The organism is Cyanothece sp. BG0011, from assembly GCF_003013815.1.
In the GTDB taxonomy this organism is placed as follows: Bacteria; Cyanobacteriota; Cyanobacteriia; order Cyanobacteriales; family Microcystaceae; genus Crocosphaera.
On sequence record NZ_PRLH01000120.1, the window covers coordinates 1 to 12,565 of the forward strand.

The 12,565-nt window shown below is 35.3% G+C and carries 19 protein-coding genes and 2 pseudogenes; 9 read left to right on the plus strand and 12 right to left on the minus strand.

Going from position 1 to position 12,565, the window contains the following annotated elements; all coding sequences use genetic code 11:
• Window positions 1–240, minus strand: a 240-nt coding sequence (locus C4E06_RS15595; RefSeq protein WP_157951165.1) for a class I tRNA ligase family protein, incomplete at its 3' end; no start/stop codon positions are given.
• A gap of 141 nt (window positions 241–381) precedes the next feature.
• Entirely contained in the window at window positions 382–1,647 is a 1,266-nt protein-coding gene (locus tag C4E06_RS15600) for an RNA-guided endonuclease TnpB family protein (RefSeq protein WP_107666572.1), read from the minus strand.
• A gap of 31 nt (window positions 1,648–1,678) precedes the next feature.
• Between C4E06_RS15600 and tnpA (C4E06_RS15605) the strand changes: the two genes are divergently transcribed.
• Window positions 1,679–2,092, plus strand: coding sequence for an IS200/IS605 family transposase (tnpA, locus tag C4E06_RS15605; RefSeq protein ID WP_107666573.1), 414 nt, complete (start codon window positions 1,679–1,681; stop codon window positions 2,090–2,092).
• A 20-nt stretch (window positions 2,093–2,112) separates the two neighbouring features.
• On the opposite strand, the gene C4E06_RS15610 is transcribed toward tnpA (C4E06_RS15605), so the two are convergent.
• The 3 genes from C4E06_RS15610 to tnpA (C4E06_RS15620) form a co-directional block, all read right to left on the minus strand.
• The gene (locus tag C4E06_RS15610; RefSeq protein ID WP_198648718.1) at window positions 2,113–3,192 is read right to left on the minus strand and encodes a GTP-binding protein; all 1,080 of its coding nucleotides are present in this window, start codon (window positions 3,190–3,192) and stop codon (window positions 2,113–2,115) included.
• A gap of 80 nt (window positions 3,193–3,272) precedes the next feature.
• Window positions 3,273–3,758 carry a phosphoribosyl-AMP cyclohydrolase gene (gene hisI / locus C4E06_RS15615; RefSeq protein ID WP_107668913.1) on the minus strand — a complete coding sequence of 162 codons (486 nt, stop codon included), beginning with the start codon at window positions 3,756–3,758 and terminating at the stop codon, window positions 3,273–3,275.
• Between the two features lie 106 nt (window positions 3,759–3,864).
• Complete coding sequence (gene tnpA, locus C4E06_RS15620; protein WP_107666573.1) at window positions 3,865–4,278, minus strand: IS200/IS605 family transposase; 414 nt, start codon at window positions 4,276–4,278, stop codon at window positions 3,865–3,867.
• 31 nt (window positions 4,279–4,309) lie between these two features.
• On the opposite strand from tnpA (C4E06_RS15620), the gene C4E06_RS15625 reads away from it, so the two are divergent.
• Window positions 4,310–5,575: an RNA-guided endonuclease TnpB family protein gene (locus C4E06_RS15625; protein WP_107668914.1), complete on the plus strand. Its 1,266-nt coding sequence runs from the start codon at window positions 4,310–4,312 to the stop codon at window positions 5,573–5,575.
• A gap of 46 nt (window positions 5,576–5,621) precedes the next feature.
• On the opposite strand, the pseudogene C4E06_RS15630 reads toward C4E06_RS15625, so the two are convergent.
• Window positions 5,622–6,122 (minus strand): annotated as a pseudogene (locus C4E06_RS15630) (hypothetical protein); the annotation flags it as partial.
• Window positions 6,123–6,304: 182 nt separating this feature from the next.
• Between C4E06_RS15630 and C4E06_RS15635 the strand changes: the two are divergent.
• Together C4E06_RS15635 and C4E06_RS15640 are read left to right on the plus strand one after the other, a co-directional pair.
• Window positions 6,305–6,853, plus strand: coding sequence for a hypothetical protein (locus tag C4E06_RS15635; RefSeq protein ID WP_198648720.1), 549 nt, complete (start codon window positions 6,305–6,307; stop codon window positions 6,851–6,853).
• Window positions 6,854–6,957: 104 nt separating this feature from the next.
• The gene (locus C4E06_RS15640) at window positions 6,958–7,155 is read left to right on the plus strand and encodes a hypothetical protein (RefSeq protein ID WP_107668916.1); all 198 of its coding nucleotides are present in this window, start codon (window positions 6,958–6,960) and stop codon (window positions 7,153–7,155) included.
• 23 nt (window positions 7,156–7,178) lie between these two features.
• Here C4E06_RS15640 and C4E06_RS15645 read toward each other — a convergent pair whose 3' ends face one another.
• Window positions 7,179–7,415: a hypothetical protein gene (locus C4E06_RS15645; RefSeq protein WP_107668917.1), complete on the minus strand. Its 237-nt coding sequence runs from the start codon at window positions 7,413–7,415 to the stop codon at window positions 7,179–7,181.
• A 532-nt stretch (window positions 7,416–7,947) separates the two neighbouring features.
• Between C4E06_RS15645 and C4E06_RS15650 the strand changes: the two genes are divergently transcribed.
• The 4 genes from C4E06_RS15650 (at window position 7,948) to C4E06_RS15665 (ending at window position 9,635) form a co-directional block, all read left to right on the plus strand.
• Window positions 7,948–8,226 (plus strand): HU family DNA-binding protein, encoded by a 279-nt coding sequence (locus tag C4E06_RS15650; RefSeq protein ID WP_107668925.1) that lies wholly within the window; start codon window positions 7,948–7,950, stop codon window positions 8,224–8,226.
• A gap of 67 nt (window positions 8,227–8,293) precedes the next feature.
• Window positions 8,294–8,893 carry a transcriptional repressor LexA gene (lexA, locus tag C4E06_RS15655; protein ID WP_107668918.1) on the plus strand — a complete coding sequence of 200 codons (600 nt, stop codon included), beginning with the start codon at window positions 8,294–8,296 and terminating at the stop codon, window positions 8,891–8,893.
• A gap of 41 nt (window positions 8,894–8,934) precedes the next feature.
• Complete coding sequence (locus tag C4E06_RS15660; protein ID WP_198648721.1) at window positions 8,935–9,264, plus strand: hypothetical protein; 330 nt, start codon at window positions 8,935–8,937, stop codon at window positions 9,262–9,264.
• Window positions 9,265–9,398: 134 nt separating this feature from the next.
• The gene (locus tag C4E06_RS15665; RefSeq protein WP_107668919.1) at window positions 9,399–9,635 is read left to right on the plus strand and encodes a hypothetical protein; all 237 of its coding nucleotides are present in this window, start codon (window positions 9,399–9,401) and stop codon (window positions 9,633–9,635) included.
• Between the two features lie 90 nt (window positions 9,636–9,725).
• On the opposite strand, the gene C4E06_RS15670 is transcribed toward C4E06_RS15665, so the two are convergent.
• Window positions 9,726–10,061, minus strand: coding sequence for a hypothetical protein (locus C4E06_RS15670; protein ID WP_107668920.1), 336 nt, complete (start codon window positions 10,059–10,061; stop codon window positions 9,726–9,728).
• A 156-nt stretch (window positions 10,062–10,217) separates the two neighbouring features.
• Here C4E06_RS15670 and C4E06_RS15675 point away from each other — a divergent pair, with 156 nt between their 5' ends.
• Window positions 10,218–10,400, plus strand: a complete 183-nt coding sequence (locus C4E06_RS15675; protein ID WP_198648722.1) for a hypothetical protein — start codon at window positions 10,218–10,220, stop codon at window positions 10,398–10,400.
• A gap of 7 nt (window positions 10,401–10,407) precedes the next feature.
• Here the strand turns inward: C4E06_RS15675 and C4E06_RS15680 are convergent, their stop codons facing one another.
• From C4E06_RS15680 to C4E06_RS15695, 4 genes and pseudogenes are all read right to left on the minus strand, one after another.
• Window positions 10,408–10,842 carry a hypothetical protein gene (locus C4E06_RS15680; RefSeq protein ID WP_107668922.1) on the minus strand — a complete coding sequence of 145 codons (435 nt, stop codon included), beginning with the start codon at window positions 10,840–10,842 and terminating at the stop codon, window positions 10,408–10,410.
• Between the two features lie 53 nt (window positions 10,843–10,895).
• On the minus strand, window positions 10,896–11,366 hold the full coding sequence (locus tag C4E06_RS15685) for a transposase (RefSeq protein ID WP_107668923.1): 471 nt from the start codon (window positions 11,364–11,366) through the stop codon (window positions 10,896–10,898).
• Between the two features lie 346 nt (window positions 11,367–11,712).
• Window positions 11,713–12,198 carry a J domain-containing protein gene (locus tag C4E06_RS28805; RefSeq protein WP_107668924.1) on the minus strand — a complete coding sequence of 162 codons (486 nt, stop codon included), beginning with the start codon at window positions 12,196–12,198 and terminating at the stop codon, window positions 11,713–11,715.
• 166 nt (window positions 12,199–12,364) lie between these two features.
• Window positions 12,365–12,565, minus strand: a pseudogene (locus C4E06_RS15695) (hypothetical protein); the annotation flags it as partial.

The window sequence follows — 12,565 nt, forward strand, 5'->3', positions numbered from 1 at the left end:
TTGGGCGCGACGGAGAATCTTATCATCGATATCGGTAAAATTCTGAACGTAGGTCACTTCATATCCCCGCCATTGCAGATAGCGACGTACCATATCCCAGATAATATAGGAACGGGCATGACCTAAATGGCAATAATCGTATACGGTTACGCCACAGCAATACATCGTTACTCGACCTGGTAGAAGAGTTGCAAAGGGTTCGAGGCGACGGGTTTGGGTATTGTAAATTTGTAAAGTCATTTCATTTATCATTTATCATTTACCATTAATGTTCAATGTTCATTGTTTAATGTTCAATGAGGTTCACCAAGGTAAATTAAGCAGACTAAATTTAGTGACGTTCTCCCTCCGTTAACCGCTTGGGCGGTATAACGGGGGCTTCTAAAACAGAGATAACTGCATATACTCAGTTCCAGAAGTTTCCTGCTTCACAGGCTGTCCACTGACTAAGCCTCCACAGGCAGACGGGATGAGACCCACCCCATGTATTTGCAATGCCTTTTTTATAATATTAACTGCGGCGTTTTCATCCCTATCCATTGTCAAATTACATTTCGGACATTCATGTAATCTAACTGATAGTGTTTTCGGAACTTTATGACCACAGCTTGAGCAATTTACTGTCGTTCCATGAGGACTAACTTTGACAAACCAAACGCCGCGTTTTACCGCCACTGCTTCTAATTTTGTTAAGAAATTTCCCCAAGCGACATCTAAAATACTCTTAGCCAATTTAGTTTTAGCTAACCCTTTGATGTTTAAGTCTTCACAAGCAATAAAATCATAATTATTGACCAACCAATGTGCTGTTTTGTAGTGCCAGTCTTTTCGATATCTAGCAATTTTTTGATGAGTTAAAGCTATTCTTTTTTGTTGTTTCTCATAGTTTTTTGACCCTTTATTTTTTCTGGCTAATTTACGTTGTTGACGAGCTAAATGCTTTTGTCGATTGCGATAAATCTTTTTAACAGCAACTGTTTTTCCTTGACTGGTAGTCAAAAACTCTTTTAATCCTACATCAATTCCAACTGCTGATTTGATATTATCTATGGGAATAACATTCGGAATCGTCTCATCTTCTGCTGTAATACAGACATAGTATCCATCTGCTTTTTTAACGATTGTAGCTGTTTTAAGAATAAAACTTTCAGGAATCGGACGATGGATTACAACTGGTATAGCTCCCCATTTTTTTGTCCAAAGACAATTATTTTGAAACTTGATAACAGCTTTGGGATGATTAACTCTCGAAAAACTAAAAGACCTTAATTGACCAGCTTTTTTAAATCTAGGTCGCCCTCCTCTTTTACCTTTTTTATCTGGAACTAACCATCTTTTCCAGGCTTTTTCTAATCTTTGAAGATTCATCTGTTGAACTTCGCAGTAGATATTTTTGTAGTCAGGAAAGAGAGTTTTTGTCTGTTTTAAATCTGATTGTTGAGTGTAATAATTAACTTTTTCTGGTATTTCTCCTATGGTTTCACTAATTAAACTGCATCTATCAATAGCACATCGAGTCCGTCTTAACCAGTCCAAACGCTGACCTAGCGCATAGTTCCAGTGACGACGTAAAAGTTCTAACCACTGGTTTATACACTCTGCTTGCTTTTGATTAGGCTTGATTCGGTACTCAAATGTCAGTATCATAATACTATTATTGTAGCACTTATCGTTGTTAATGAACAATAGTTATAGTAAAGAAAATAGGTCAGTTTACTTACTTGCCGTACATATTGTCTTAGTGACTAAATATCGGAGAAAAGTCATTACCCCTGACATCCTATCTCGTCTGCAACGAATTTTCACAGATACTTGCAGTAAATGGGATTGTCGATTAGTAGAATTTAATGGTGAAACAGACCATGTTCATCTACTTGTTGAGTTTAATCCTAAAGTTCAACTTAGTAAATTTATTGCTAATTTAAAAACTGTTTCTTCTCGTTTAATCAGAAAAGATTTTTCAGATCATTTAACTCAATTTTATGGACAAAAACCTGTGTTCTGGACTGGTTCTTATTTTATTGCTACTTGCGGTGGTGTAACGATTGAACAACTTAAACAATATGTTGAAAAACAACAATCTCCTGTTTAAAAGGACTCCCTATGGTCGGTTTATTTTTTGGTCGGTAATTCCCCTCCCCCTAACATTCGTATAAGGGGAGACCCCTTACCGACATTTAAGTTGGGTAAAATCAAACCAGCCAAACAATCATTAAGCTGTTGTTTAATTAGAGACTCATCCAAATTACGCCCAATGAATACCAGTTCATTCTTTGGTTGACTCGTCCAATCATCTGCTTGCAGATCGTAGCGAGGTCCGCTCAGTTGAAAAATATGGCGAGAGGGACTTTCTTGAAACCAGAGTATCCCCTTGGCACGAAATACACTATTAGGCATTTGTTCAGATAAAAAGTGTTCAAATTTTTCAAGTTCAAAAGGGCGATCGCTTTCAAAAGAAATGAAGTTAAATCCATCGGTTTCTAAATGATTGTTAAAATTAGATTTGTTATGTCGAAACTCGGAAATTTCAGTTTGATAATTATCTGTTTGAGTTAAACCAATATCTAAAATTAACGGTAAAGGGACTTGTCCATATTCACTCTCTAAAATTCTAACGCCTGGTTTAGTCTCTTCAATAAATGCTTTTAATTCACTAATTTTATCTTTAGGGGCTAAGTCAATTTTATTTAAAATAACCATGTCACCGTATCTAATTTGGCTTAAAGCAGCATCGCTATCAAAATGTTCAGCATCAAAAGCTTCTGCATCCACAACGGTAATAATAGAATCAAGACGAGTTAAAAATTTTAATTCTGTTCCTAAAAAAGTCAAGATAATCCGTAAGGGAGCTGCTAATCCTGTTGTTTCAACAACTAAATAATCTACTTTTTCTTCTCTTGCTAAAATTCGATAAACAGCATTAATTAAACCATCATTAATGGTGCAACAAATACAACCATTATCTAATTCTATCATATCTGAATCGACTGAAATTAAAAGTTTCTCATCAATATTAATGTCGCCAAACTCGTTGACTAACACTGCTATTTTCAAATCATCTTTATTTTGTAAAATTTGATTGAGTAAAGTGGTTTTGCCACTCCCTAAGAAACCAGTAATTATCGTGACTGGCATTCCACTTTTAGGTAAGGATGGCAGAGCATCGGACAGGTTGAAGTTTAGACGAGTCATATTTTTCGGTTAGTTCGTCCCATTAATTTTGAGAATAATAATCATTTTCAAAATTAATATAACACAACAATGCTTTTTGTTTATAATTGTGTCGGGTTAGGGGCATCCCCATAAACGGCTTTGGGATCAAATGTTTTCTCGGTTTCAGTAAAAGTTAACTGTAGTGGTTGCTCGGAAGAAACAGCACTTTTTCCCGTAGGAATACAGCGATAAAAACAAGAGCGATAACCCACGTGACAACTGGCCCCCGAACCAGCTACGATAACCTGCATCCAGAGACAGTCTTGGTCATCATCAATGGTTAACTGTGCTACTTTTTGCACCAGTCCACTAGATTGACCTTTATGCCATAGTTGCTGACGACTGCGACTGTAATAGTGAGCTTCTCCGGTTTCAATGGTTTTAACTAACGCCTCTTCGTTCATATAAGCGTGCATCAGCACTTCGCCTGTTTTGACATTGGTGGTAACCACTGGAATTAAACCATTGCCGTCGAATTTGGGAGCAAGGAACAAACCTTCTTCTACTTGTTCGACTGAAGTTCTGGCAGTAAATAGGGGATTCATATTATTTCAAGTCCAACTTAAATGTCGGTAAGGGGTCTCCCCTTATACGAATGTTAGGGGGAGGGGAATTACCGACCAAAAAATAAACCGACCATAGGGAGTCCTTTTAAACAGGAGATTGTTGTTTTTCAACATATTGTTTAAGTTGTTCAATCGTTACACCACCGCAAGTAGCAATAAAATAAGAACCAGTCCAGAACACAGGTTTTTGTCCATAAAATTGAGTTAAATGATCTGAAAAATCTTTTCTGATTAAACGAGAAGAAACAGTTTTTAAATTAGCAATAAATTTACTAAGTTGAACTTTAGGATTAAACTCAACAAGTAGATGAACATGGTCTGTTTCACCATTAAATTCTACTAATCGACAATCCCATTTACTGCAAGTATCTGTGAAAATTCGTTGCAGACGAGATAGGATGTCAGGGGTAATGACTTTTCTCCGATATTTAGTCACTAAGACAATATGTACGGCAAGTAAGTAAACTGACCTATTTTCTTTACTATAACTATTGTTCATTAACAACGATAAGTGCTACAATAATAGTATTATGATACTGACATTTGAGTACCGAATCAAGCCTAATCAAAAGCAAGCAGAGTGTATAAACCAGTGGTTAGAACTTTTACGTCGTCACTGGAACTATGCGCTAGGTCAGCGTTTGGACTGGTTAAGACGGACTCGATGTGCCATTGATAGATGCAGTTTAATTAGTGAAACCATAGGAGAAATACCAGAAAAAGTTAATTATTACACTCAACAATCAGATTTAAAACAGACAAAAACTCTCTTTCCTGACTACAAAAATATCTACTGCGAAGTTCAACAGATGAATCTTCAAAGATTAGAAAAAGCCTGGAAAAGATGGTTAGTTCCAGATAAAAAAGGTAAAAGAGGAGGGCGACCTAGATTTAAAAAAGCTGGTCAATTAAGGTCTTTTAGTTTTTCGAGAGTTAATCATCCCAAAGCTGTTATCAAGTTTCAAAATAATTGTCTTTGGACAAAAAAATGGGGAGCTATACCAGTTGTAATCCATCGTCCGATTCCTGAAAGTTTTATTCTTAAAACAGCTACAATCGTTAAAAAAGCAGATGGATACTATGTCTGTATTACAGCAGAAGATGAGACGATTCCGAATGTTATTCCCATAGATAATATCAAATCAGCAGTTGGAATTGATGTAGGATTAAAAGAGTTTTTGACTACCAGTCAAGGAAAAACAGTTGCTGTTAAAAAGATTTATCGCAATCGACAAAAGCATTTAGCTCGTCAACAACGTAAATTAGCCAGCAAAAATAAAGGGTCAAAAAACTATGAGAAACAACAAAAAAGAATAGCTTTAACTCATCAAAAAATTGCTAGATATCGAAAAGACTGGCACTACAAAACAGCACATTGGTTGGTCAATAATTATGATTTTATTGCTTGTGAAGACTTAAACATCAAAGGGTTAGCTAAAACTAAATTGGCTAAGAGTATTTTAGATGTCGCTTGGGGAAATTTCTTAACAAAATTAGAAGCAGTGGCGGTAAAACGCGGCGTTTGGTTTGTCAAAGTTAGTCCTCATGGAACGACAGTAAATTGCTCAAGCTGTGGTCATAAAGTTCCGAAAACACTATCAGTTAGATTACATGAATGTCCGAAATGTAATTTGACAATGGATAGGGATGAAAACGCCGCAGTTAATATTATAAAAAAGGCATTGCAAATACATGGGGTGGGTCTCATCCCGTCTGCCTGTGGAGGCTTAGTCAGTGGACAGCCTGTGAAGCAGGAAACTTCTGGAACTGAGTATATGCAGTTATCTCTGTTTTAGAAGCCCCCGTTATACCGCCCAAGCGGTTAACGGAGGGAGAACGTCACGGATTTTCTTCTTCCCATGCTGCCACTTGAAAGTATAATTTTGGTGGTTTACGGGGAATCATCAAACATTTGGGATACACCCGAAAGAACAGGTTTTGTTCTGGGTTGGCTTCTGCTTGTTTTAGCCAAGCTTGGTAGCGATAACCGACAAAGTAGAGACCATACCGTTTTCCCCCTAACTTGATGAAAAAGTTACCCTCATTGTCTTTTTCAGCTTTCCCCTTGATTGTACCGATCGCCTGAAAGATGGGCTTATCTGTTACTGTTTCATCGTCTGTGGTTTCCCCGTTATTTTCTGACTTTGAGGTGGTCAGGGTTTCTTCGTTACTCTCAACCGGTGCCGGTGCAGTTTCTTGTGGTGGTGTAAGTTCGGTCTTTTTCTGCTTCGGTGCGACGGTTTGATTATCTTCTACTGTTTCTTCTGTTGCCACGGAAGCTGTACTTTCATCCGGGGCGGTGGCTTTCTTTTTCAGGGTTCGGATTTCGGGTTTTGAGGCCATTCTTAATATTAATTAATAGTTGCTTGTTGGTAAAATACTGATACTATAGAAAGATTAAATAGTTAACATTAGCTATAATTAAATTAGTTTCATCTAATTATTTTATCCCAAAACTTAATAATAATCAATGGCTTCATCACGTTATCCCAATAACGGTCAAGAACTTAGTTTAAAACTTAAAAATGAGTAAATATTTTCAAGCAATAACCAATTATTCAAGAAGAAACTCCAAGGTGATCTCTACTATGCCTTGGGGAGAAATCCATAGAGAACATCGATATCGGTATTTTAAGGATAAAGATTATTGGGAAGATAGTAGGATTTTAATAATCAAATGCCAAACCTTTAAGGAGGTTTTTGAACTCGTTAAATACTTAAGAAAATATTGTAGTTTTGTTCGGGTTTCTCCTGTAGCTAAACCGATTAAGGGAGAAACAGAAGATAATAAATTAATGGATAGACTCAGAAAAAATAGTAAAGGATTGTCCCCTTTAAGATTAAAAGGTAATCATTCAAATCCTAAAATGGTTAGAGAATATCAATTGTTTACAAGTTACGGAATTGAGCCTGAAAGTTATGGTAGTAAGCCTACCGAATGGTATTATAGTATTAGCGAGCAAAGGAACGGGGAAAATAAAAAGTTATTAGATAATCCTAATGATGTTGTTGAAGTTATTGAAGGGGATTTAGGTCTTTTGAATTTAGCTAGAGAGATCGCTGAAGCAAAATAAAACTCATAAAAAAATCTAGATTTTTTTACTATTTTGAATTAAAATAAAAAACTTTTTACCGCAATTAATAGAACTTTTATCAAAAAAGTAAAGAGGTAAACTAAATGACAGAAAAAACTCCTTGGTGGCAGAGAAAATTATTGATAATAATGATAATAACTATTATTAATGGCTTGATTTTTACTTTTACTGATATGTTAGGAGGCTTTGAGCAATTAGATCGGTCATTATTTGATTTCACCTGCAAACTCAAAACAGGGGACTGGAAAATACCTTGTGTTTATTCTTATCCTGAAAGATGAAATATTCAAAAAAACAATAAAAATTAACTCCAATAAAACCACAGTTCGAGGTCATCTGGAAGTTCATTTAAGTAAGCTAAAAAAGCTTTGTTTCTCCAGTGCCAGTGAGTAGATAAAACTTTTTCTAAAGCTTGTTTAAGTTGGCGTGCTTGAACTCCCTTAATAGGATTCCCGTAAGCATCTTCACTAATAGCCCCATATCCGTCTTCTGCCATATAACAATCAATTTCTTTGATAGGTCTTCCAACTGTCTCAACCAAAGATTTAATTACCTCGAAAAGTTCGGGTTGAAAAGATAAACTAATTACATCGTGAGAAAAGTTACGGTCTTGTAAGTATTGAGATTTTTATTATTAATAATTGTTAGTATTAGTGGTTTCTAGTTATACAGTTAATAATAGATGAAAAGAGAGTTTGGGTTACGGATCTTCTCTTAATTTCTTCATCTAAAAAGGATTCTATTTCTGAAGTTTTACGCCAGATTGGCTATCTGTTTTAATTGATATCAGTTGGCAAAGGGCTTTTTGTGTTGGTATAACTGAAATTAATTCATGATTTTATCTTATTATTATAAGTTAATACTTCATGATTTAATTGATTAATGATTTCTTTTTCTTTTTCTTTTAACATAATTTCTTCCTTTTCGATTCTTTTAAATTGATAATCTAAAAGTAATTTCTGGAATAGTAAATTAATCAGGTTAAATCTCATTTGACTTTGCTTCCTAAACATCTTGACAAAATGGGGGTTAGGCTAGTTATAATCACAATTCTATCAATTATTAATAAGATTATGAACAAAGAACAGCTTGTCAAGGCCATTGCAGCCGAAACCGGTCAACCTCAGTCGATAGTCACCAAGATACTTAATGCTACCACTGAAACCATAGTTGAAACCGTTGCTAATGGCGACAAAATAACCCTTGTGGGTTTCGGGACTTTTGAACCGCGGCCTCGCAAAGAAAGACAAGGGAAAAATCCACAGACAGGTGAACCATTAACCATTCCTGCAACCACTATCCCTGCGTTCAGCGCCGGTAAAGCATTTAAGGACAAAGTAAAACCTGAATGACACAGGAAAGAACTCTAGTACCAAAATACAGCTAAACTAGGATCACTGCTAGAAAGATTCTCAAAGTATGGAGCCACTAACCCCTGCTCAAAAAGAATTATATGATTGGTTGGTCAATCACATTCGTCAACATCAATATCCTCCTTCGATTCGTCAGATGATGAGAGCGATGAATTTGAGATCCCCTGCACCGGTTCAAGCTCGTTTAGAAAGGTTGCGAGATAAAGGCTATGTGACCTGGATCGAGGGGAAAGCGCGAACCATCAAACCCCTACAAGTCAAAAAGCCAGGAATAGTCATCAAGGGAGCCATAGCTGCCGGTGGTTTAGTCGAACCCTTCACTGATGAACAATCAACCCTCGAACTTCCCTACGTTTTCAACCAAGATGATTATTACGCTTTACGAGTAGATGGGAATAGTTTAAACTCAGAAGCGATCGCAGATCAGGACATAGCCATTATCCGTCGTCTTACCCCAGAAGAAACAGTGAACAACGGGGAAATAGTCGTTGCCAAAGTCAAAGGCTATGGTGTTACTATTAGCCAGTATAAATTAGATTTTTCTGAAGTAACATTGACATCTTTAGAGAAAGAAACCTCATTAAAAGTTCCGAGAACGACTGTAGAAATACAAGGGGTAGTTGTAGGAATATGGAGAAATAATTAGTTAAGTTATATTATATAATTAAGTTTTTAGAATAAATAAAAATGTTAAAAATCAAACAGTTTTTAAATATTAAGTCTTCTCTATGTTTATCTCTTTACTTTGTAGGAATTATCCTCTGTTTAGGTATAGCAATATTAAATGCTCAGGGATTGATTGAGATTAAACCTTTGTGGGGAAGAGTAGGATTACTCCCTTATTTAGTTATGGATATTGACCAAAATCAGAATAGTAATTGGCTTTATAATACCTTACCTATTTTGATGATAGACCAAATGATTTATCAACAAGGGGCAGGAGTTTCTCTTTTTCTAAGTCTTTGGATAGTTTTCTTATTGACTAAAAAGAGTGATGACAAAAAAGATTATAATTAATACATAATTCCTTCTTGAAAGTGATTTTTAAATTCTGCTAAAATAAATTACGAAAGAATCTTTGAATCTGAAGTTTCTTCAGATGTAATAAACTGTCTTAGCTGAAATCTACAAAATTATCACTTAGAAAAATCATGAATAACTTATCGTTCATCGAGAACAACGAACAATTTAATAAATTAAACGCAAGAGATCGGTGCTTGATCTTAAAAACTATTACTGAGTTAGGAATGAAAAATATCTCAGGAGTATGTTTATCTAAAGAAGAAATGTCAAAAGCTCTTGAGGAGACAGGTTTTCCAGATTTATGTATGGATATGTATGGTTCTTTTCTTCTTGAATTAGAAAAAAATAAAAAAATTTTACCCTAGCGAATGCTAGGGAGAGAATAGTTATTCTCAGAAAGAATTAATTTCTCTAAAATTTCGTTTTCAAAGATTACACTCATGTTTTTTAAAAATTTAGTTCACATAAAATAAACTTATAGAATTAAGTAAAGAATAAGGAAAAACAGGATTCGGAAAACTAATAACCCAATCAGGATAAGTTAATTCTTCTCTATAATCAGGGTTAATTTTATTAAGCTGTATTGAGAGTTGTTCGTAAATATTTTGACAACTCTCAAAAGATGAATCTTTACCTAAAGATTGAAGAGCTTGTTTGATATTAAAGACAATTAGGTTGCCTTTAATATTAGGTTGAGGACTTAAATAAACTTCATATTCAGAGGTTTGATAAAGGTTAATATTAAGACCTAAAAAATATAGATTTGTACTGTGATTTTGTTCAATAATCATGGAAAGCAAAGGTTTAAAATTTTTGAGTTTTGTTATATACTATAATAGTCTTACTCTAACGATTGAGTACAGTTATTTTATGAGTAAAACTTTTAAGCCAAACAAAATCAAAACACCGATAATAATGAGAATACTAATATTGAAGATGAACTATTAGTGAGACAGACCAATAATTGGAAAAGGTACTCAACGACCCATGACGAAATCAGAGAGGAAATTAGATTAGATACTTACCAAGAATTTAATGATGAATATGGATGGGATAAACAAAGTGATTTAGTTTGTGAACAAGAAGATTTAACCGAAGATTATCTGGATTCTTTGAGTATATTTGAATAATTATTTTTTAGAAGTAGATAACTGTTGTTTTTAACTCTTGTATATCATTCTGGAGAGTTTGAACTTGAGTAATTAATTCCATGACTAAAGTTGTTAGTGCAGGTTGACGAGGTTTTCTTTTTGATGGTTGAGTGGTATTAACTTCTTTTTCTAACTTTTCAAGTTCCTTAAGTAATTTCTCAATCTGATTGCGACGTTCGATAGCAGCTTTCATGTTCAGATATTTTTCATTATCAGCACTCCCTAAATAGCTCACCATTTTTGTTTTAGGTTTACCACTCTTAGTTCGGTTATCATAGTCAGCTTTCAGGAGGCGATAATAGGTGTGCTTTTTATCTTTTTTCTTAATACTACTAGAGCCAATCCAAGTATTAGGAGGTGCAATATCTCCACTAGCACGGATTTTTTCTATTTGTTCTTGGATTTCGGCAACTGTTGTCATGCCCTTGATTAGTGTAGATAATAATTAAGCATAAGCCAGCATTAACCAGAAAGTCAAGAAGTAATGGGATTCGACTTAAACTGTGACATAAATTCCCTTTTCAACCAAGCCATTTCCTCTACTAAACCTTGCACCTGTTGCACTAACTCCCCGACCAACGTAGTTAGTGCTGATTGCTTATCCCGTTGCCGTCTCTGAGTTGATGCGACACTAACTTGTTTTTCTAGGTTGTACAGCTTCTTCTGCAACCTCTGAATCTCATTACGTCTTGCGATCGCTTTAACCATCTCCTTATACTCAAGACTTTCTTTACTCCCCAAATACTGCACCATTTTAGTTTTACGGTTAGGATTAGGGTTATCTTTGGTAGCAGGAGGGTAATAAGCTGTCATTAGCCTGTAATAAGTGTAGCGTTTACCGTTTTTCTTAGTGATGCTGGTAGTGCCGATCCAGGTGTTGGGGGGTGCGACTGTTCCTTGTGCTTTGAGTTGGGCAATGCGGGCTTTGATGGCAGTTTGAGACATTGGTGTAAGTTAGTGCTGATATATTTTATTATACTTCGGCACTAACTAGGGGGCAAGGGGGCGATTATGTCGTGTCGATCTGCGATCGCGAATCGAAATATGAACTACAATTTAATCAGGAAAACAATGAAAAGTAATTCTTTTAAAAAATATGGAAAAGCATTCAAAACCTAATCCAAAAATCAAATATGTTCAAATTATTGGTAGAGTATCAAGAATAGAAAAACCTAAAAATGATTTAGAACTTATTGGATTAGAAAAAAATTAGTATTCCAGGTCTTCCTCTTCCTGATAAAAAGACTATAGTGAATAATTAGTTTAATGGGGTTAGAACTTATTTTCTAAATTAGGTTTTGATACTTAGAGCATTTTGATAAGCTAATTGAAGTCGATCCCATTGAAAGCGATCGCCACCCGTATCAGGATGATATTTTCGAGAGAGATTTCGATAAGCGGTCTTAATTTCTTCTATAGTAGCATCAGGAGAAACCTCAAGAATTTCCCACCAGAAAGGTTCCGAATTGGAGTGGTAGGTAGGAGAAGAAGTCGGAAGTAGAAAAGGCTCAAAAATCTCCTCAATTGAACTGACACCCCATCGTTCTATTCCTCGTAAAGCTTCGATATGTTTACCGATCGCTCTGAGATTATCTTTAACTTTTGTCCAACAATCGCAACTGAAAATATAATCTTTCTTGAAAGCTCTGAAACTAACAACAACCCCTGGATCTGATGGTTCAGAAAAGCTTGCATAAGGTAAACCATCTTGTCGAAGGGGAACATTAGAAGAAATAATTACGTTAGTGGCCTTAAATCGAGAAAGTTCTTTTAACAAGTCATCTCTCGCTTGAGCAAACGTAACTTTAAATTGTGCTTTTTTCTTCTATTTACTGAGGTTCTATTTTTAGTAGGAGGCCAACATAAAGGATAAGGATGGATTTCCATGAAGTTAGTATCAGAAGTATTAGAAATTAAGAGATAAAAGGAAGGTTAATATCCCATCAACCCTGTTGTCCCTTAATGGGAATAGGATTAGATAATGGATTAATATCATCTAATTGCCAAGCAAACCGTCCAAGTTCCCAATGGCCACAAAGTAGTTCAGCTTCTAATTGTTCATTGATAAACTCATCGGTCATTTTGATACAATCAGTAAGGTTACAAATAGCAATCGCTTTTCCCAATGGTAAACTATGCCAAGG